Genomic DNA, 20,182 nt, shown 5'->3' on the forward strand with positions numbered 1-20,182 from the left:
GCATGAGCGGAAGGGGTGTGAGGGTGGGCAGTCATGCCGGTGCCGGAGATCTGCTGGAGCTGGTCCGCAGCGGCCGGGCGACCACCCGTGGCGCGCTCCAGCAGGCCACCGGCCTGTCCCGGGCGACCGTGGGCCAGCGTCTGGACCGTCTCTTCCGCGCGGGCTGGCTCCGCGAGGGCGCCGGCGGACCCGTCGGCTCCCCGCTCGGCGGACGCCCGTCCATCACCCTGGAGTTCGACGACGCGCACGCCCTCGTCCTCGCCGCCGACCTCGACACCCGCCACGCCCGTGCCGCCGTCCTCTCCCTCACCGGCGAGATCCAGGCCGAGCACACCGGCACCCTGGTCATCGAGGACGGCCCCGACGCCGTACTGGACGAACTCGGCCGCTGGTTCGCCGAGTTGCTGGCGAAGGAGGGGCGCCCGGCGCACGCGGTCTGCGGCATCGGCCTCGCCGTGCCCGGCCCCGTCGACAGCGAGACCGGCCGGGTCGTCCAGCCGCCGATCATGCCCGGCTGGGACGGCTACGACATAAGAGCACGCCTGGCCCGCGCCTTCGCCGAACACGCGTCCGGGCCGGCCGAGGTCCCGGTCCTCGTCGACAACGACGCCAACCTCATGGCGTACGGCGAACAGCGCACCGGGTACGCCGACTGCTCGGCCTTCGCGCTGGTCAAGGTGTCCACCGGTATCGGCGCGGGCGTGGTGGTCGGGGGCTCGATATACCGGGGCGTCGACGGCGGCGCCGGCGACATCGGCCACATCCGGATCCCGCAGGGAGCGGACGCGCTGTGCAAGTGCGGCTCGTACGGCTGTCTCGCCGCGGTCGCGAGCGGCGGCGCCGTGGCCCGACGGCTGGCGGAGGCGGGGGTGCCCGCGGCCTCCGGCTCGGACGTACGGGAGCTGCTGGCCGCCGGACACCCGGGCGCGACGGCGCTCGCGCGGGAGGCGGGCCGGGCCGTCGGGGACGTGCTGGCGACGGTGGTGACCCTGCTGAACCCGGGCGTCCTGATGATCGCGGGAGATCTGGCCGGAACCCCCTTCCTCACGGGCGTCCGCGAACTGCTCTACCAGCGGGCCCTGCCCCGCTCCACCGCCCACCTGGACGTGGTGACCTCCAGACTGGGGGAGCGGGCGGGCCTGATCGGGGCGGGCGCGCAGGTCGTCGAGCACCTGTACGCGCCGGAGCGCGCGGAGGAGCGGCTGGCGGCGCTGGGGGTGTGAGGTGCCGGGCGTGTGAGGTGCCGGGCGTGTGAGGCGTCGGGTGCCGTCGAGCGGTGAGGCGTCGGTGCCGCTCGTCCGAGCGGGCCGGGGGTGCGCCTCGCGCCCGTATGACGAGCGTGTTTCCGTCCCGGTCTTCGGTCCGCATCGTGAAATCCGGGCTCCCCGGAGGGCGTGATTCTCGCCACCCCTGATAGGGCTTGCGCTCAGATGAGCGAATCATGAGCGGTTCCGCGACTTCAAAGGGTGGCACTCGGTGCCACCCTTTGATCGTTCATCGAGCGAACTCAGGCGTGTGGAATGCCGCTCATCTGAGCGGCTAGGGGGCCTGGTGGGCAGGGGAGCGTTCAAGAGGTGAACACATTCCCGCGCGGTTCCTTGCCAAGCCTTGACTTTCGATCTCCTGGCGGACGGGTGGTTACGGGCGCATGACGCGCAAGTGGACGTACCCAGGTGCCTTCGATCTGGGTATGTTCCTGGCCGTCAGGGCAGCCACCGCGTCCTCAAGGAGTTGGGACCTGTGTCGGAAAACAAAGATCCCCACGTAGGCCACGTAGCTCAGAGCGTTGAGGGCGTGAAGTTTGTTTATGACTTCACCGAAGGCAACAAGGACCTCAAGGACCTCCTCGGCGGCAAGGGCGCGAACCTCGCCGAGATGACCAACCTCGGTCTCCCCGTGCCTCCCGGCTTCACCATCACCACCGAGGCATGCAAGGTCTACCTGGACAGCGGCGACGAGCCCCCGGCACTCCGTGACGAGGTCACCGCCCACCTCGCGGCCCTCGAAGCGAGGATGGGCAAGAAGCTCGGCCAGGCCGACGACCCGCTCCTCGTCTCGGTCCGTTCCGGCGCGAAGTTCTCGATGCCCGGAATGATGGACACGGTCCTCAACATCGGTCTCTCCGACAAGTCGGTCCAGGGCCTGGCCAAGCAGGCCGGCGACGACCGCTTCGCCTGGGACTCCTACCGCCGCCTCATCCAGATGTTCGGCAAGACGGTGCTCGGCGTCGACGGCGACCTCTTCGAGGAGGCGCTGGAGGCGGCCAAAGCGGCCAAGAAGGTCACGGTCGACACGGAACTGGAGGCGGCCGACCTCAAGAAGCTCGTCACCAAGTTCAAGAAGATCGTCAAGACCGAGGCCGGCCGGGACTTCCCGCAGGACCCGCGCGAGCAGATGGACCTCGCCATCCACGCGGTCTTCGACTCCTGGAACACCGACCGCGCCAAGCTCTACCGCCGCCAGGAGCGCATCCCCGGCGACCTCGGCACGGCCGTCAACGTCTGTTCGATGGTCTTCGGCAACCTGGGGCCCGACTCCGGCACTGGCGTCGCCTTCACCCGCGACCCCGCCTCCGGCCACCAGGGCGTCTACGGCGACTACCTGCAGAACGCGCAGGGCGAGGACGTGGTGGCGGGCATCCGCAACACCGTCCCGCTGGCGGAGCTGGAGGCCATCGACAAGAAGTCGTACGACCAGCTGATGCAGATCATGGAGACCCTGGAGAACCACTACAAGGATCTCTGCGACATCGAGTTCACCATCGAGCGCGGCCAGCTGTGGATGCTGCAGACGCGGGTGGGCAAGCGCACGGCCGGGGCGGCCTTCCGTATCGCGACCCAGCTGGTGGACCAGGGCCTGATCGACGAGGCGGAGGCCCTCCAGCGGGTCACCGGCGCCCAGCTCGCGCAGCTGATGTTCCCCCGCTTCGACGAGGACGCGAAGGTCGCCCAGGTCGGACGCGGCATCGCCGCCTCCCCGGGCGCGGCGGTCGGCAAGGCGGTCTTCGACTCGTACACGGCCGTGAAGTGGTCGCGTTCGGGCGAGAAGGTCATCCTGGTCCGCCGGGAGACCAACCCCGACGACCTCGACGGCATGATCGCGGCCGAGGGCATCCTCACCTCGCGCGGCGGCAAGACCTCCCACGCGGCCGTGGTCGCGCGCGGCATGGGCAAGACCTGTGTCTGCGGTGCGGAGGAGCTGGAGGTCGACACCAAGCGCCGGCGCATGACGGTTCCCGGCGGCCACGTGGTGGAGGAGGGCGACCTCATCTCCATCGACGGCTCGTCCGGCAAGGTCTACCTGGGCGAGGTCCCGGTCGTCCCCTCCCCGGTCGTCGAGTACTTCGAGGGCCGGATGCACGCCGGCGCCAACGACGCCGACGAACTGGTCGAGGCCGTCCACCGGATCATGGCCTTCGCGGACCGCAAGCGCCGCCTGCGGGTGCGGGCCAACGCCGACAACGCCGAGGACGCGCTGCGCGCCCGCCGTTTCGGCGCCCAGGGCATCGGCCTGTGCCGTACGGAGCACATGTTCCTCGGTGACCGCCGCGAGCTGGTCGAGCGGCTGATCCTGGCCGACACGGAGGCGGTGCGCGAGGAGTCCCTGAAGGCGCTGCTGCCGCTGCAGAAGCAGGACTTCGTCGAACTCTTCTCCGCGATGGACGGCCTCCCGGTCACGGTCCGTCTCCTGGACCCGCCGCTGCACGAGTTCCTCCCCGACATCACGGAACTGTCGGTCCGCGTGGCTCTCGCGGAGTCCCGCCAGGAGCCCCACGAGAACGAGTTGCGGTTGTTGCAGGCCGTCCACCGCCTGCACGAGCAGAACCCGATGCTGGGTCTGCGCGGCGTACGTCTCGGCCTGGTGATCCCCGGCCTGTTCACGATGCAGGTCCGCGCCATCGCGGAGGCGGCCGCCGAGCGCAAGAACGCCAAGGGCGACCCGCGCGCCGAGATCATGATCCCGCTCGTCGGCACGGTCCAGGAGCTGGAGATCGTCCGCGAGGAGGCGGATGCGGTGATCGCGGAGGTCGAGGCGGCGACGGGCGTGTCCCTGAAGCTGTCGATCGGCACGATGATCGAACTGCCGCGCGCCGCCCTCACGGCCGGTCAGATCGCGGAGGCGGCGGAGTTCTTCTCCTTCGGCACGAACGACCTGACGCAGACGGTGTGGGGCTTCAGCCGCGACGACGTGGAGGCGTCCTTCTTCACGGCGTACCTGGAGAAGGGCATCTTCGGCGTCAGCCCGTTCGAGACGATCGACAAGGACGGGGTGGGCTCCCTGGTGAAGCTGGCGGCGGAGGCGGGCCGGGCGACCCGCCCCGACCTCAAGCTCGGCGTCTGCGGTGAGCACGGCGGTGACCCGGAGTCCGTCCACTTCTTCCACGAGGTGGGCCTCGACTACGTCTCCTGCTCGCCCTTCCGCATCCCCGTGGCCCGCCTGGAGGCCGGGCGCGCGGCGTCGCAGTCGATCGGCAGCGACCACCGCTGAGCCCCGCCGGGCCCAGACCCCGGAACCGCAGCTCGTCCCCGACCGACCCTCACCGATGGGCGGCGGTTCCGGACCACGAAGAGAGGGCGGCACCCCGTGCGGGGGGTGCCGCCCTTTCGGCTTGCGCGGGGGCGTGCTCCAAGATCACCTGATTCAGTGGTGATTGGGTAGATCGATCGTTTCTGTGCGAAGTTGCGACGTTACAGTCCGTGGTTACTGGTGGCTGGTGAGCTGCTGATGATCACGGAGGTGCGTATGAAGAAGGCGATGGCCGGGTTGGTGGCGGCCGGACTGATCCTCTCGGGTGCGGGGGCCGCGCTCGCGGCGCAGAAGGGGTCGATCCCACAGCTCAGGTCGGACGGTGTCGAATTCGCGGCCGGGAAGTACAAGTTCAACCCTCCTGGTACCGATCACGGCTCATTCGAGTGGGCCGGCAAGCTCACGGACGCGTATCCGCGAGACGGCCACAACGTGTACGTGCAGGTCGCTGTCGAAGGGCACGGATGGGCCCGGTACTACGGGCGGCAGCGCAGCACGGTGAGCATGCGCCACTCGGACTGGAGCGGAGCGCAGCAGTACACGGACAACGCGAAGTTCCGGGTGTGCCGTGACCGGGGTTCCCTGCGGCCCGACAACTGCTCGCCCACCAAGTACTTCTCGTACAAGCTCCGCTGAGTCAGCCGGCATCCACAGCCCAGGCGCCGTCGCCTGGGCTCGTGCTCTTCTTAGGGGAATGAGATCAAGACATCAGAAGTCCTGTGTGCCACGGGAGTCGACCTTCTCTACGGTGAGACCCCCGCAGTCAGGAACGCCGAGATCACCCTGAGTCGCGGGGAGGTCGTAGCGATCACTGGGCAGAGCGGTTCGGGGAAGTCCTCCCTGCTGTACTGCCTGGCCGGGGTGTTGCCGGTGGCCCGTGGCGAGGTCAGGTTCGAGGGCCGCTTGCTCGCCGATCTCGACGACGAGGAGTTGAGCGAACTACGGCGGGAACGGTTCGGGTTCGTCTTCCAGTACGGCGAGCTTCTGCCCGAGCTGACGGTGGAGGAGAACACCGCGCTGCCCTTGCGACTCGCCGGACAGCGCAAGAAGGAAGCCCATGCCGCCGCCGGGGAGGTGCTCGGCCGACTCGGACTCGCTGATCTGCGCGAGCGACGGCCTTCCCAGGTCTCCGGGGGGCAGAGCCAGCGGATCGCTGTGGCTCGCGCGCTGGTGCACCGCCCCGCCGTGGTCTTCGCGGACGAGCCGACGGGTTCGCTCGACAGTTCCAATGCCACAGCCGTTCTCGACGAGTTCCTGACCCTCGCTCGCTCGCAGGGGACCGCGGTGGTGCTGGTGACTCACGACTCCGAGGTCGCGGACCGGGCGGACAGCCGCTACGCGATGCGTGACGGCACCCTCTCGGCTCAGGTGCGGGAGGTGTCGTGAGGGAACTCCTTCTGGGAGTGCGGCTGTTGATGGGAGGGGGGCGCGGCAGCCGAGTGCGCTTCCTGCTCATGGTCGCGGGGAGTGCCATCGGGGTGAGCTGTCTGGCCATGGTTCTCACGATCCCGGGAATTCTGGCCGCACAGGACGGACGCAAGGCGGCACGCGAGCGGGATTGCGTCACTGACCCGTACCGATTCGCCTGCGTCGTACCTGCGGGCGGTTCCTCCCTGCTCACCAGGATCGACCCCTACGCTGGGGAACCCCTCACCCGGGTCTTTCTGGACCGAGGGGAGAAGCCTGTCGAGCCACCGCCGGGCCTGTTCGAACTTCCCGGTCCGGGCGAACTGTTCGTCTCTCCGCGGCTGAGTGAGATTCTGCGGCGGGAACCTGGCCTGGCTCAACTGCTGCCCGGCGAGCAGCGAGGTGTCATCGGAGCCGAAGGGCTCGCTCATCCCGATGAGCTGTACGCGTATGTCGGCGTCACCCGGGACGAACTGGAGGGCGGCGGCGATCCCGTGGGGTTCTTCGGTAGCGAGTACGCCGACTCGCCCACGGTGGACCCTTCTACTCTCGACATCGTCCGTTTCACCTTGGCCGGCGTTGTCCTCCTGCCCTTGGCCGTGTTCCTCTCCGTGTGCGCACGGCTCTCTGCAGCCGCTCGCACCAGGAGACTTGCCGCGTTGCGACTCCTGGGACTCAGTAGGAAAGGCACTCAGCGGGTCAACGCCGCCGAGACGGTCGCGGCAGCCTCGCTGGGCGCCGTGCTCGGTCTCGGCATCTACGAGGTCGCCAACCAACTCGTCTCACGCGTGGGAGTGCCGGGCTTCAAGTGGTACCCGTCGGACGGATCGTTGTCCCCGTCCACGGCCCTGGTCTGCCTCCTCGGCTGTCCGACCCTCGCGTGGTTCGTGGGCCGGGCCAGTGCGAGGAAGGCGGCGGAGAATCCGCTGGCTGTCCGCCGCAGCGCGGTCGAGAGGGCGCCCGGGAAGTGGGGTCTGCTCCCGCTCGTTCCGGGGCTGGGCATTGTGATCGGTTACTGCGTGGCCGGTGCTACGGACAACGCACCTCGGGAAACGGGACTTTCCTCGATCCTCATGCCCCTTGCCGTCGTTCTGGTCGGCATCGGGCTGGTGATGCTGCTGCCGGTCTTCTCGCGAACCCTTGCCCAGAAGGTGGCATGTGCCACCCGCTCGGTCTCCCTGGGCCTCGCCATGCGGCGCAACGAGGTCGAAGCCGGGGGCGCGTTGCGGGTGGCGACCGGACTGGTGATCCTGGTCTTCGCAGCGTCGCTGGTACAGGGAGTGCTGATCGAACTGGACCAGGTGAGCAAGAACACCCTGCCCGTTCAGGAGTACACCATTCCACTCAAGGGCGTCACCGACGAGAAGCAGCGGGCCTTCCAGCGGGTGAGGGGTGTCCGCGCGCACGCGGTGGTCATGGGTTCGCGGGACAGCGGAGACATCGACCACATGATGCCCACCATCCGTGCCGTGGTGGCCACATGCGACCAACTGCGCGGAATCCTGACGAGAGTGGACAGCTGCGTGGACGGCCGCCCGGCCCGGCTCTGGGATCCGGACCAGCTGTACAACGAGGAGAGCAAGCCCGGAGCTACCTTCCTCTTCGATTCCCGAGGAGAAGAACGACGGCACGCCATGAAGGTGGAGGTGCCGCGAGAGAAAGTACGGTTCAGCGGGTACCCGGGCTGGCCGATCTTCAACAGCGGCGACGTGCTGATGCCGCCCTCAGCCCTGCCGGAAGGCTTCCGTCCCGACTCCGCCACCCTCACCCTCCTCAGCAGCTCAGCCCCCGACACCGTCCGCCAGGTCCTCGACGGCATCGGCGGTGTGGACCCCACCACCGAGGTCGGGACGCCGGGGGTGGTCGTCACGTCTCTTCAGCAGATCACCGTGGTCAAGAGTCTCCTGGGCATCGGCATGGTCCTGGGGCTGATCATCGGCGTGGCCGCCTACCTCGTCGCCGCCACCGACCGTGCCGTCGAGCGGAAGCCCCAGGTCACCGCTCTGTCGTTGCTCGGCGCCCGGCCGCGTACGCTGCGTGCCGTCCAGGTCGCCCAGGTGGTCGTTCCCTTGGCCGTGGGTCTCGTCCTGGCCGTGGTGCTGGGCAAGCTCGCCGAGTCCAGCTATCTCGTGACCGGGGGCGGTGCCGTCTACTGGGACGGCGAAGGAATCCCCCTGCTGCTGGCCTGCGCGGTCGGGGCGGTGGCGGTGGCCGCTGCCGGGGCGCTGCCCCTCGTCGGGCGCCGGATCGACCCGGAGCTGATCCGGCGGGACTGAGCGGCACGGCAGCGCGCTCGCCGGGCAAATCCTGTGGCCGGTGCACCGGGTCCCTGGATACCGTCGGTGACCCCGGCCGGCCGAACCCGCGGTCGCCGTAGGCCCGGAGAGCGAAGGAAGCCGTGAACGCGCAGCGAGGGACGACGACCCTGTGGCGCCCCACCGGTCCCGTGGAGCTGGACCTGGTGCGCGAGTCGGGGTGGCGGGCCTGGCCGCCCCGGCTGCCCGAGCAGCCGATCTTCTACCCGGTGCTCGACGAGGCGTACGCGGTGCGGATCGCGCGGGACTGGAACGTGAAGCACGACGGGGCGGGGTTCGTCACCCGGTTCGAGGTCGAGTCCGGGTTCCTGCGCCGGTACCCGGTACGGCAGGCCGGCGGCCGGACCATTCTCGAGCTGTGGGTCCCGGCGGAGGAGCTGGAGGAGTTCAACGCGCACATGGTCGGCGCGATCGAGGTCGTGCACGAGTTCCGATGAGCCCGCGCGGCGGCGGGCGGCGGGATGCCGCCCGCCGCCCGCCGGGCCCTCGGTACCTCGTCGCCGGGGTCAGCCGCTCACGGTCGTCGCCGTGCGGGACGGCCTGGGAATGGACACCGGCCGACGGCCCGCGTCACGGTCGCCCGCGATCTCCAGCAGGACCCGGACCAGCTCGTCGTGGAGGGCGTCGCTGATCTCATGTGCTTGGGGGGTGTCGACGTGCAGCATGTTGACGTGGAGGCCCGTGGCGGTGCGGTGGAACCAGTGGCTGATGCCGTTGCCGCGAGCGGCCCAGACGTGCAGCATCGGCTTCCAGAGCGGGTGCCGGTGCCCTCCGGGGGTCCGGCGGAAGTCGATGTAGGAGAAGAAGTTCACCGGGAACGGCCAGTGGTGGAGGGTGAACGACTCGGGGGCCAGCAGCTCCCATGCCCGTACGAAGGGGATGTCGGCGTGCCGCTGCAGCTCTCCGTAGGCCGTGCGGGCCCGCGCGATCGTGGCCGCGTGGTCGGCCCCGCCCTCCGTGACGCGGAACTCGATCGGCATCGTGTTCACGAACCAGCCGATGGAGTGCTGGTACGTCCCGTCGCCCTCGTCCGCCCGTTCGCTGATGGGCAGCAGGCCCCGGTAGACCCCCGGCCCGCCGAAGCGGTGCTGAGCCGTCGCCGCGGCGGCCAGTACGGCGGTGAAGACACTGCCTCCCGACGCGCGGGCGCCCGCCGCGAGCGCCTCGGTGCGAGCGGCGTCCAGCAGGGGGAGGGCCCGGTTGACCAGGGGGTAGAGGTGGTCCTCCGGCACACCCAGGTCGAAGGGGAACCGGGGGAAGAAGCCGCCGTTCCCGCGGATGAAGTCCTTCCAGTAGGTGAGGCGTTCATCGTCGGCGCCGAGGGAGGTGTAGCGGCGGCGCTGGTCGTCGCCGAAGGTCAGATAGCTGCCCGCCGGGGGGAGCCGGGGAGTCCGTCCGCCGGTGAAATCGGCGTAGGCGGTCTGGAGTTCGTTCACGACGACCGGCATGGACAGGCCGTCGCAGACGATGTGGTCGAAGCAGAGGTAGACGGTCGCGCCCGTCTCCCGGACCACCGCGCCCATGAGGAACAGCGGCCAGGACAGCGTGTCGATGCTCTTGAACGTCTTGTCGAGATGGGTGTGCAGTTCGTCCCCGGTGGGGAAGTCGCCGACCCGCTCCGCCTCCAGGACGATGGATTCGGGCGCCAGTGCCGTGCAGTTCAGATCACCGGCCAGGCGCCGGAACTCGCTGCGGAGCACCTCGTGCCGCCGTACGAGGAGCAGCAGCGCCGATTCGAGGGCCCCGGTGTCCAGGGTGCCGGTGATCTCGAAGGTCACCGTGATCGAGCTGGCGATCCCGTCGCTCGTACTGCGCGCCGCCTCGGACGACGAGTGGTGCTTGTCCTGGTTGAAGGACGCCGATGTGAGGGGGGCCGGAGAGGACGTGGGGGAAGGGCAGGAGGACGGTTCGGGAGAGGAATCCTTTCCGTCACGGGGGGAGTTCTTCGTGCGCAGGGACCAGGAGATGACGGTCCCGGGTGCGACGGCGGCGTCGGAGAAAGGAATCTGCAGCACGCGGGTGCTTTCTGTTCGTGAATTGCTGAAGTGACGATTACGGGTTCGTGGGTTGTCGGTTCGTGAATTCCCCCTGGAGGGGAGGAGGGGCAAGCTGCCGATGGAGAGAAGACGGGCGGGGCCGAGCGCGTTCAAGTGAGGTGGAGCGCAAGGGAATTCACCGCCGTGTCGACACCGTTCTCGGCACGGACCAGCGGGGCGATCTGGTCCGCCCGGTGCCGTAGGCGCCGGTCCCTCACCGCCGCGGTGATCGCCTCCGCGAGTCCGTGTGCCGTGAGGGTCCGGGCGGTGAGGGGGGCGGGGGCCACGCCCAGGGCCCGCATGCGGGCCGCCCAGTGGGTCTGGTCGCCCATGTGGGGACACAGGACCTGGGGGCGGCCCGCGGCGAGTGCCGCGCCGACGGTGCCGGCGCCGCCGTGGTGGACGATCGCGGCCGTACGGGGGAAGAGCCAGTCGTGCGGGGCCTGTTCGATCGCCAGGATGTCGGGGGACGAGGAGCCGGAGCCGCCCGTCACCGCGCCGATGCCGCCCCAGCCGGTCGCGACCACCGCCCGTACGCGGGTGAGCCGGACCGCCTCGGTGACCAGCGCGTTGTTGCGGTGGGCGTGGGTGCCGGCCATGCTGCCGAAGCCGATGTAGACCGGGGGCGGACCCTCGTCGAGGAAGCGGGCCAGCTCCCTCGGGGGCGTCCAGTCGGGGCGGGCCGGCAGGTACCAGAACCCCGTGGTGCGCACGGCGCCGCCCCACGCCGGGTCGACCGGAGTGATGTGCCGGCTGAACGGCTGCAGGACCGGACGCCGTCTGCCCCCGGGGTCCCGCAGCCACCGCCGGGCCCCGGGGCGGCGCGGGGCCAGACCCAGTTCGGACGTGCGCCAGCGCTCCACCTCGCGGGACCGCTGCGCGGCGGTGACCAGGGCGTAGGTGCTCCGGTTGAGCAGGCGCGGCACGCGGGGGAGCGGGACGAGCCGGCAGGGGAACGAGCCGGACGGGATCCAGCCCGGCTGCAGCGCCACGACGACCGCGGGCACGTCCAGCATGTCGGCCACGTACTGGGCGGGGAACGCCGCCGAATGCACCACCGCCGCCAGGTCGCCGTGGTCGTGGGCGATGGCCGCCACATCGCGCAGCGGAGCGATCAGCAGGTGTTTGAGGCGGGCGACGGTCCGGGCGGCCGTGACGCCGCCGCGCACCCCTGTCAGACCGTCGTCGATGATTCCGCGGGTCGCCGGCTCGTCCAGGATCCTGGTCGGGCCGTCGTCGATGGCGGCGAATTCCACCCCGTACGCGGCGGCGTCGGACGCGTATGCGAAAGGAGCCGCCAATAAAGGGTGATGGCCGTGGCGTCGCAACGCCACGGCCAGTGCGAGAAAGGGTTGCACGTCCCCGCGAGTACCGCATGCCGCCAGGAGAACCTTGCGCGGGCGAGCACCGGCTCCGAGGCTTTCCGACCCCGATTCTTTGGGCATGACCACGCGCTGAACCTAGCAGAAGTGAATTCGAACGAGTTGTGCGTGATAATGAGTTCGATGAATTCCGCACCGGTCATTCACGGGGCCGGGCGACGGGGGTGACGGTCAGCTTCGGAACGGTCCCGTCACCTCGTACGTGATGCCGCCCGACGAACTGCCGCTCGTGCCGCGCTGGCTGGAGAAGTAGAGGCGGCGGCCGTCGGGGGAGAAGGCGGGTCCGGTGATCTCGGAGCCGGACTGGCCCTCGACGCGGAGGAAGGGGGCGACGACGTCGTCCGGGGTGATGAGGCAGATCTCCATGGTGCCCCCGTCCTCGGCGACGTAGAGGTCGCCGGAGGAGGTGCCGGTGATGTTGTCGACGCCGGTGAGGGGAGCCGTGCCGGAGGTGACCAGGGAGTCGTCGTACGCCAACTCGTAGGTGCCGGCGGTGAGGTTGAGCTGCCAGACACGGTTGTCGCCCTTGGTGGTGAACCAGACCGTGTCGTCGGCGTAGTAGCAGCCCTCGCCCCCGTTGAAGGACTTCGACCCCGAGACCTGGGTGCGGGTGCTGGTGGGGGAGCCGTCCGGGTCGGGGACGTTCACCCAGGTGTAGGAGCCGGAGGCTGCGGTGCCGGCGACCATGACCTGGAGGGTGCCCGCGGACAGGTCGCCCCAGGTCGTGGGGACGAAGCGGTAGAAGCGTCCGTTCGACTCGTCCTCGGTCAGATAGACCACCCGGCGGACCGGATCGGCCGCCGCCGCCTCGTGCTTGAAGCGGCCCATCGCGTCCCGGCGGACGGCGGCGTTCACGCCCCACGGGTCGGTCTCGTAGACGTAGCCGCGGTCCACCTCCTCGCAGGACAGCCAGGTGTTCCACGGGGTCCTGCCGCCCGCGCAGTTCTGCCGGGTGCCGGACAGGACGCGGTACGCCGACGTGACCGCGCCGGTCGAGGAGAACCGCACCGCGCTCGCGCCGCCGGAGGGGTTGATCTCCGAGTTGGAGACGTAGATCCAGCCGGTGCCGTCCGCGTAACAGGCGCCGCTGTCGGGCGCGTTGTGCCAGGTGTAGGAGGTGCCGGGGACCGTCTGCCCGGAGCGGGCGATCACCCGGCTGGTGAAGCCGCTCGGGAGCCTGACGCCGTTCGCGTCGGCCGCACCGAGTGCCCCGTACGGGCCCGCGCCGGGCTGGGCGGGCGCCGCGTACGCCGCGCCCCGCCAGAGAGTTCCGCCGAAGGCGGCCGACGTGCCGCCGAGCACGGCCGCGCGCAGGAGAGTACGACGTTCCACTGTCGCTCCAAGGGGTACCTCGAACGGCCCGCCTGCCGGTCGGCGGCGGGGTCGCGCGCTGATGGACCTTAGGACACTCTGATTGACAGAGCATGGACAACTCGTGACTCTACGGCGGCGTTCCCCGCCTGGCGATGGCGATGGCGATGGCGATGGCGATGGCGATGGCGGGTGCGTGGTGCGTGGCGTGTGGCGTGCTCAGGCCGGCAGTGGCGGTGCCTCTCGGCGGCGCTGCCCCGGCCGCCCTCCGAAGCCGTGCCCGTGTCCGTGTCCGTGCCCGTGTCCCTGACCGTGCCCCTGTCCCTGACCGTGCCCCTGTCCCTGACCGTTCCCGTTGCCGGGGGCCTGGCCGGAGTGCTCCGCCGACGGAAGGCGCACCACCGCGTCCAGGCCGCCCGTGGCCGCCTCCCTCAGCGTCACCTCTCCGCCGCTGGCGTGCGCGAGGCGCTGGACGAGGGAGAGACCGAGACCGGTACCGCCCTTGGGGGCGCCGGGGGCGCGCCAGAAGCGGTCGAACGCGCGGGCGCGCTGCTCGGGCGTCATCCCGGGGCCCTCGTCGGTGACATGGAGGTCGACCCAGTGGGGCCGGGCCTCGCGCAGTGCCCGGCGGGCGGGGACGTGGAGCCGTAGCTCCATGGTGACCGTGCTGTGCGCGGGGGAGGCGCGCAGCGCGTTGGAGAGGAGGTTGTCGAGGATCTGCTCCACGGCTCCCGGGACGGCCGTCACCGGGCCGACCACTCCGGCGAAGAGGACCAGCGAGACCCCGCCGCGCTCGAACAGCGGCCCCCACGTACGGTGCCGCTCCGCGCAGATCGCGCCCAGGTCGACCTGGGCCGGGATGGCCGCGGCCTCCTCCAGACGGGCCATCGCCAGCAGGCCCTCGACCATGCGGGCCAGCCGGTCCGTCTCCGTGACGGCGGCGTCGAGGCTGGGCCGGGCGCGGCGGGCGATGTCCGGCTCCAGGTTCTCCAGCCGCAGCCGGAGCGCCGCCAGCGGGGTCTTCAGCTGGTGCGAGGCCTCGCCGGCGAACGCCCGCTGGGAGGCCAGCAGGTGTTCGAGCCGGGCCGCGGTCGTGTTGAAGGCCGCCGCGAGGCTGCGTACCTCCGGCGGGCCCGAGGTGACCACCACGCTGGTGGCCCTGCCGCCCTCGGCCAGCCGGTGCGTGGCCTCCTCCAACTGCCGGATGGGGCGCCCCGTCCAGCGCGCGAACGCGAACGCCACCGCGGCCACGCCGGTGAGCACCGCCAGCCCGACCAGCGCCAGCAGCAGCCAGACCGCGAACACCCGGGCGTGGACCATGGTCGTCGGGAGGGTGATGCGTACGGCGCCCTGCGCGGTGACGGTGGTCGCTCCGGCGGCCGTGCCGGCGGCCGTGGCCGAGGTCGTGCTCGGGGCCGAGTCGGCGATCGTGACCGAGCCGGCGCCGGGGGCGCGGTCGGCGCCCCGGCCGGGACCGGGGTCCGGGGTCGGGTGGCCCACCGGAGCCGCCACGGCCAGGTAGTGGACGCCGCCGGTCGTCGTCGTACGGACGTCCGTGGTGGCGCGGCCGCGGAGCGCGGCGGAGATCTCGGGCTGGGTGGGGAGGGTCTCCTCCTCGTCGTCGGACAGGGAGTGGGAGGACGCCAGCAGCCGGCCGTCCCCGTCGACGATGACGACTTTCCCGCCGATGCGCGCGGCGCAGTGCCGGGCCCGCTCGGCGAGTTCGTCCTGGCGGCCGGCGGCGAGGGAGAGGGCGGTGTACGCGGCCACCGACTCGGCCTCGTCGTTGGCCGCGTTGACGATCCGCTCGCGTTCGGCCCGTGAGTAGACGAAGCCCAGCGGGATCTCCAGGCCCAGCAGGACCAGGGCGGCGAGGCTGAGGTAGCTCAGCAGCAGGCGGCGGGTCATGACGCCCTGGCCTCGGGCGTGCGATGCCTCCCGGAACCAGCGCCCCGCCCACGGCCGGTGCCCTGCTCGTGAGTCGGCGGCCTGCCCCGGCCCGGACCCGACGCCTGCCCGGGGGTGCGTACGGCCAGCCGGAAGCCGACACCGCGCAGCGTCTGGATCCAGGCCGGGTCGCCCAACTTGCGGCGCAGGGTGGCGACATGGACGTCCAGGGTCTTGGTCGGGCCCTGGTAGTGGTCGTCCCAGACGCGGTTGAGGATCTGCTGCCGGGAGTAGACCGCGCCGGGGTCCTCGGTGAGCAGGGCCAGCAGTTCGAACTCCTTCGGCGTCAGCGCGACGGGCACCTCGCCGACCCAGACCTGCCGGGTCCGCCGGTCCACGACCAGCGGACCGGGCGGCGGCTGAGCCGAGCCGTCGCCATCGCCGGCGCCGTCGTCGCCGGAGGCCGGCCCGGAGGGGGGCCGAGGCTCGGGCGGGGCCTGCTCGTACACGGGAGGTTCGTACGCCGGGGGCTGGGGGGCGGAGGGTGCGTAGGCCAAGGGCTCGTGGACGGAAGGCTCGTAGGCGGGGGGTTCGTAGACGGGGTTGCCGTGCGCCGGAGTGCCGTGAACCGGAGTGCCGTAGGCCGGGTTCGTGACGGCGGGCGTGCCGTGGGGCGGGGTCCGGTAGCCGGACGCGTCGTACGCCCGGCTTCCGTACGCTCGGCCTCCGTACCCTGGGCCGCCGTTTCCTGGGCCTCCGTACGCCCGGCTTTCGTACCCCGGGCCGCCGTTCCCCGCGCCGCCGTTCCCTGGGCCTCCGTACGCCCCGCTTCCGTACCCCCGGCCGGCTCCCGCTTCCTGCGCCGGTGTCTCGTCCTCGGCCGACCAGTCGTACTGCGCCCAGTGCGCCCCCACGCCGGGACCGGCCCTGTGGCGGCCCGCGCTCCTGTCGCCGGGATCTGCCGCACGGCCCGCGTACCCGGCGCCGCCCCGGCCCGGCTCCTCGTCCCCGGCACGGCTCGTGTCGCCGCTCCCGGGGCCGTTGCCCGCCTCGAAGGCGCTCGGGGCGGTGAAGTCGTTCTCGGCCCCGAAGCCGGTCCCCTTCCCCACCCCCGCCTCGGCCACCACGACCCCCGCGACCACGTCGGGCGCGGTGCCCCCTCCCGGCTGCTGGTGACGACGTGACACCGCCCGGATGCGGGCGACCAGTTCGCGGATGCTGAACGGTTTCGCCAGGTAGTCGTCGGCGCCCAGTTCCAGGCCCAGGACGCGGTCGGCCTCCTCGCCGCGGGCGCTGAGGATGATGAGGGGGACGTCGGAGGTGCGGCGGATGCCGCGGCAGACGTCGATGCCGTCCATGTCGGGCAGGCCGAGATCCAGCAGGACGACATCGCCGTACGGACCTCTCAACCCGTCCGCGCCGGTGGCCACGTGGTGGACCGTCAGGCCGAAGTGCCGCAGCCCGTCGGCGAGCGGCTCGGCGATCGTCTCGTCGTCCTCGATGAGCAGCACGCGTACGCCCATGGCCGCCTGTCTCTCCAGAAAGTCGGGACAGCACGGGGCCCGTGCTGTGGGGCGCCACGCTACAAGACACCGAACAAGAACGTGCAGGGAATGAGAAGCATTGTGAAATGACCCTCAGAAACTGCTCGTATTCGACGTCCCGACCTGCGGAGAAGAGGCGCGTGGCCGAAATCTGTGGAAAACCTGGCGGCGTTTTAGTGTTCGCTTAACCTTTCTCTGGTCATCGCCGCCCTACGGTCGTACGTGCTGGTCGGAACCGTTTCAGGGAGGCAGGATGAAGGCGCTGCTGGATCGCGCCCGGTCGTTCAGGCGCCGGGTCGACTTCGAGAGCGACGAATACCGGAAACTCGCCGTCGGGCAATTTCCCGAGGCGCTGTTCATTACCTGCTCGGACTCGCGGGTCATTCCCGCCCTGATCACCGGGGCGCGGCCCGGCGAGATATTCGAGCTGCGGAATGCGGGCAACATCGTGCCGCCGCACGACGCGTACGGGGCCGCCTCCGGTGAGGCCGCCACCATCGAGTACGCGCTGGAGGCGCTCGGCGTTCAGGACATCGTGGTGTGTGGCCATTCCCACTGCGGCGCGATGGGCGCCCTGACGTACGGCGCCGACCTCTCCGGCCTGCCCAGCGTGGACGCCTGGCTCGATTACGCCCGCCCCGCGCTCGAACCGGTCCTCGGCGAACGCGGCACCGACGGCGGCGGGGGCGCCGTCCCGTCGTCCGAGGGCCCCGCCCTGCGCGAGGTCGTTCAGCTCAACATCCGCAACCAGCTCGCCGTCCTGCGGGACTATCCGGGCGCGCGGCGGCAACTGGACGCCGGACGCCTCCGGTTGCACGGCTGGTACTACGAGATCGACACCGGCAGGGTCCACGAACTGGATGCCCACGGGGACTTCCAGGTGCACGACTCATGAGCGGCGCGCACGGACGGCGTCCGGGTGCTGTCCCGCCGAAGCCCGACAGCCCCCCGGCCGACCGCACCGCGCCCCCTCGTGGCCGTATCGACCTGGGTACGGAGATCACCGCGTCCCTCGTCGTGTTCCTCGTGGCGCTGCCGCTCTGCATCGGTGTGGCCGTGGCCTCCGGTGTGCCGGCCGAGCTGGGGATCATCTCCGGTGTGATCGGCGGTCTGGTGGTCGGGGCGGCGCGGGGCAGCACGCTCCAGGTGAGTGGGCCGGCCGCCGGTCTCGCGGCCCTGGTCGCGGAGACGGTCATGGAGTTCGGCGTCGCGATGCTCGGCGTGATCGTCCTCTTCTCCGGCATCCTCCAGATCGTGCTGGGCCTGGTGAAGCTGGGCCGGATGTTCCAGGCGATCTCCCTCGCCGTCGTCCAGGGCATGCTCGCCGGCATCGGTCTGCCCCTGATGTTCAGCCAGCTCTACCCGATGTCCGACGCCAGGGCGCCGGGCACCCCCCTGGAGAACATGGCCGGCGTCCCCGGGCTGATCGCCGGCACCGTCACCGACCCGCAGGCCCTCGTCGCCGCGGGGCTCGGCATCGTCACGATCGTGCTGAGCTTCCTGTGGAAGCGGGTGCCGGGGCCGGTCAGGAAGGTGCCGGCCGCGCTGGTGGCCGTCGGGATCGGGATCGCGGTCGCCGCCCTGCCGGGCGTCGGGGTGAAGACGCTCCAGGTCGGCGATCTGGCGGCGTCCGTGGACGTGCCGGGGCCGGAGCAGCTGTCCGGGCTGGCCAGTGCCGGGGTGATCACGGCGATCCTCACGTTCACCGTGATCGCGTCGGCGGAGAGCCTGTTCACCGCCGCCGCCGTGGACCGGATGCACAACGGGCCGCGGACCCGCTACAACACCGAGCTGGTCGCGCAGGGCGCGGGCAACACGATCGCCGGCCTGCTCGGCGCGCTGCCCGTCACCGCGGTCGTCGCGCGCAGCTCGGCGAACGTCCAGGCCGGAGCGAAGACCCGGCTCTCCCGGACCCTGCACGGTCTGTGGCTGCTGGCCTTCGCGCTGCTCCTGCCGCAGGTGCTGGCACTGATCCCGATCTCGGTGCTCGCGGGTGTCCTCGTGCACAGCGGGTGGAAGCTGTTCGCGCCGGACGAGTTCCCGAAGATGTGGCGGCAGGACCGGGGCGAGTTCGCGGTGATGACGCTGACGACGCTGGTCATCACGGTGACCGCGCTGCTCGAAGGGGTGCTGTTCGGGCTGGCGGCGGGTGTGGTGCTGGCCGCGCTGCGCATGTCGCGGACCGTCGTCCGGCAGCACGTCGAGGACGACACGGCGAAGGTCGTGATGGCGGGCAACGCGACGTTCCTGCGGCTGCCGAGGCTGATCGACGCGCTGGAGGGCGCGGCCGCCTCCGGCAAGCCGCGCATCCGGCTCGACCTGCTCGGGGTGACCCACCTCGACCATGCGTGCCGCAGCCAGATCGAGGAGTTCGTGGCCCAGCAGCGGGGGGCGGGGGTGCGGGTGGAACTGCTCATGCCGGACCTCACCGGGGTGCCTGCGGCGGTCGGGCGGGGGGTGGACGTGCCGGAGGATCCGGCGGGGGTGTGGGACTACGCGACGGTCGGTTCGGCGGCGGTCGGAGGCACCGGCCCACTGCCGCCCGGCGCCGGCCCCGGCCCGGACGCCGAGTGGTTCTACCTGGACACCCGCCCCCTCGGACCGCCGGGCCCGTAGGACGCCTGCGGGTGCGTGGGGGCTGATCGCGCAGTTCCCCGCGCCCCTAAAAGCATCAGCCCCGGCTTTTCAGGGGCGCGGGGAACTGCGCGAGAAGCCCCACGCACCCGCACCCGACAACGCACCGAAACCCACCACCACCTCCCGCACCCCCCCTCGGCGAGACTAGGGTGGAATTCGATCAGGAGCGCTCCGGGAAGGCGGCGTCATGACCAGCGGCTGGAACGTGCACGACATTCCCGATCAGCGCGGCCGTACCGCGGTGGTCACCGGCGCCAACAGCGGCATCGGGTACGCCGCAGCCCGCGAACTCGCCCGCCGCGGCGCGCACGTCGTCCTCGCCTGCCGCAGCGAGCAGCGCGGAGCCGCCGCACTGGAGCGGATGACCACCGAAGTCCCGCACGGCAGTGTGGAGTTGATCCGGCTCGACCTCGGGGACCTCGGTTCCGTAAGGGAGTTCGCGGCGGCGTACGCACGCGCACGTGACCGCCTGGATCTGCTCGTCAACAACGCGGGCGTGATGGCCGTCGCCGAGGGCCGTACGGCCGACGGCTTCGAGACGCAGTTCGGCACCAACCACCTCGGCCACTTCGCGCTGACCGGCCTGCTGCTGCCGACGCTCCTGGCCACGCCCGGCGCCCGCGTCGTGACCGTCTCCAGCTTTATGCACCTGCGGGCGAACATCGACATCGACGATCTCAACACCGAGCGCAGTTACGGCCGTTGGCTCGCCTACGGGCGCTCCAAGACCGCCAACCTGCTCTTCACCCACGAACTGGCTCGGCGGCTGGCGGCGAACGGCTCGGAGGTCGTGGCCGCCGCCGCGCACCCCGGATACGCGTCCACCAACCTCCAGACGGCCGGGCCGAGCGCCGAGGGCCGCAAGGGCGTCGAACGGTTCATGCGCGTCGGCAACCGCTTCTTCGCCCAGTCCCCCGAAGGAGGCGCCCTGCCCACGCTGTACGCGGCGACCGCCCCCGCCGTACGCCCCGACTCCTTCATCGGCCCGGCCTTCGGGATGTGGGGCGCCCCGCGTCCGTCACCCCGGGCGCCCTGGACCCTCGACGACCGGGCGGGCGAACGCCTCTGGAACGCCTCCGAGCACCTGACCGGCGTCAGGTGCTCGGAGTTGAAGGCGTGACGGACGGGGAGGTCCG

13 protein-coding genes and 2 pseudogenes are annotated in these 20,182 nt (G+C 71.1%); 9 read left to right on the forward strand and 6 right to left on the reverse strand.

What is annotated here, in order from left to right; all coding sequences use genetic code 11:
• The first annotated feature begins 2 nt into the window (after positions 1-2).
• The 6 genes from PYR72_RS32025 to PYR72_RS32050 all read left to right on the forward strand — a co-directional run bounded on the left by PYR72_RS32025 (position 3) and on the right by PYR72_RS32050 (position 8,686).
• A complete protein-coding gene (locus PYR72_RS32025) occupies positions 3-1,223 on the forward strand; it encodes an ROK family protein (RefSeq protein ID WP_275458496.1) in 1,221 nt (406 codons plus the stop codon).
• Positions 1,224-1,794: 571 nt separating this feature from the next.
• Complete coding sequence (gene ppdK, locus PYR72_RS32030) at positions 1,795-4,488, forward strand: pyruvate, phosphate dikinase (protein WP_275458497.1); 2,694 nt, start codon at positions 1,795-1,797, stop codon at positions 4,486-4,488.
• Positions 4,489-4,707: 219 nt separating this feature from the next.
• Complete coding sequence (locus PYR72_RS32035; protein WP_275458498.1) at positions 4,708-5,163, forward strand: hypothetical protein; 456 nt, start codon at positions 4,708-4,710, stop codon at positions 5,161-5,163.
• 63 nt (positions 5,164-5,226) lie between these two features.
• Complete coding sequence (locus tag PYR72_RS32040) at positions 5,227-5,913, forward strand: ABC transporter ATP-binding protein (protein WP_275460581.1); 687 nt, start codon at positions 5,227-5,229, stop codon at positions 5,911-5,913.
• Positions 5,910-8,210 carry an FtsX-like permease family protein gene (locus PYR72_RS32045; RefSeq protein ID WP_275458499.1) on the forward strand — a complete coding sequence of 767 codons (2,301 nt, stop codon included), beginning with the start codon at positions 5,910-5,912 and terminating at the stop codon, positions 8,208-8,210. Before PYR72_RS32040 ends, PYR72_RS32045 begins: the two co-directional genes overlap by 4 nt.
• Positions 8,211-8,332: 122 nt before the next feature.
• Complete coding sequence (locus tag PYR72_RS32050; protein WP_275458500.1) at positions 8,333-8,686, forward strand: hypothetical protein; 354 nt, start codon at positions 8,333-8,335, stop codon at positions 8,684-8,686.
• Between the two features lie 69 nt (positions 8,687-8,755).
• Here PYR72_RS32050 and PYR72_RS32055 read toward each other — a convergent pair whose 3' ends face one another.
• From PYR72_RS32055 to PYR72_RS32080, 6 genes and pseudogenes are all read right to left on the reverse strand, one after another.
• Positions 8,756-10,264, reverse strand: coding sequence for a condensation domain-containing protein (locus PYR72_RS32055; protein ID WP_275458501.1), 1,509 nt, complete (start codon positions 10,262-10,264; stop codon positions 8,756-8,758).
• 131 nt (positions 10,265-10,395) lie between these two features.
• Positions 10,396-11,730, reverse strand: a complete 1,335-nt coding sequence (locus PYR72_RS32060) for a glycosyltransferase (RefSeq protein ID WP_275458502.1) — start codon at positions 11,728-11,730, stop codon at positions 10,396-10,398.
• A gap of 108 nt (positions 11,731-11,838) precedes the next feature.
• Entirely contained in the window at positions 11,839-12,999 is a 1,161-nt protein-coding gene (locus tag PYR72_RS32065) for an alkaline phosphatase PhoX (RefSeq protein ID WP_275458503.1), read from the reverse strand.
• Between the two features lie 198 nt (positions 13,000-13,197).
• The gene (locus tag PYR72_RS32070) at positions 13,198-14,886 is read right to left on the reverse strand and encodes a HAMP domain-containing sensor histidine kinase (RefSeq protein ID WP_275458504.1); all 1,689 of its coding nucleotides are present in this window, start codon (positions 14,884-14,886) and stop codon (positions 13,198-13,200) included.
• Positions 14,883-15,278, reverse strand: a pseudogene (locus PYR72_RS32075) (winged helix-turn-helix domain-containing protein); the annotation flags it as partial. The pseudogene PYR72_RS32075 and the gene PYR72_RS32070, both read right to left, overlap by 4 nt.
• Positions 15,279-16,034: 756 nt before the next feature.
• Positions 16,035-16,388, reverse strand: a pseudogene (locus PYR72_RS32080) (response regulator); the annotation flags it as partial.
• 274 nt (positions 16,389-16,662) lie between these two features.
• Here PYR72_RS32080 and PYR72_RS32085 point away from each other — a divergent pair.
• The 3 genes from PYR72_RS32085 (at position 16,663) to PYR72_RS32095 (ending at position 20,166) form a co-directional block, all read left to right on the forward strand.
• Positions 16,663-17,304, forward strand: coding sequence for a carbonic anhydrase (locus tag PYR72_RS32085; RefSeq protein ID WP_275458505.1), 642 nt, complete (start codon positions 16,663-16,665; stop codon positions 17,302-17,304).
• Complete coding sequence (locus PYR72_RS32090) at positions 17,301-19,025, forward strand: SulP family inorganic anion transporter (RefSeq protein WP_275458506.1); 1,725 nt, start codon at positions 17,301-17,303, stop codon at positions 19,023-19,025. The genes PYR72_RS32085 and PYR72_RS32090 overlap by 4 nt, the downstream gene beginning before the upstream one ends.
• 208 nt (positions 19,026-19,233) lie before the next feature.
• Complete coding sequence (locus PYR72_RS32095) at positions 19,234-20,166, forward strand: oxidoreductase (protein ID WP_275458507.1); 933 nt, start codon at positions 19,234-19,236, stop codon at positions 20,164-20,166.
• Positions 20,167-20,182: the final 16 nt, after the last annotated feature.

The organism is Streptomyces sp. VNUA24 (assembly GCF_029167005.1).
Taxonomy (GTDB): domain Bacteria; phylum Actinomycetota; class Actinomycetes; order Streptomycetales; family Streptomycetaceae; genus Streptomyces; species Streptomyces scabiei.

Excerpts from the sequence above, each read along its gene's own strand:
- PYR72_RS32090 (WP_275458506.1), top strand. The coding sequence starts at position 17,301 with ATGAGCGGCGCGCACGGACGGCGTCCGGGTGCTGTCCCGCCGAAGCCC.
- PYR72_RS32070 (WP_275458504.1), bottom strand. The coding sequence starts at position 14,886 with ATGACCCGCCGCCTGCTGCTGAGCTACCTCAGCCTCGCCGCCCTGGTC.
- PYR72_RS32095 (WP_275458507.1), top strand. The coding sequence starts at position 19,234 with ATGACCAGCGGCTGGAACGTGCACGACATTCCCGATCAGCGCGGCCGT.
- PYR72_RS32025 (WP_275458496.1), top strand. The coding sequence starts at position 3 with ATGAGCGGAAGGGGTGTGAGGGTGGGCAGTCATGCCGGTGCCGGAGAT.
- PYR72_RS32085 (WP_275458505.1), top strand. The coding sequence starts at position 16,663 with ATGAAGGCGCTGCTGGATCGCGCCCGGTCGTTCAGGCGCCGGGTCGAC.
- PYR72_RS32060 (WP_275458502.1), bottom strand. The coding sequence starts at position 11,730 with ATGCCCAAAGAATCGGGGTCGGAAAGCCTCGGAGCCGGTGCTCGCCCG.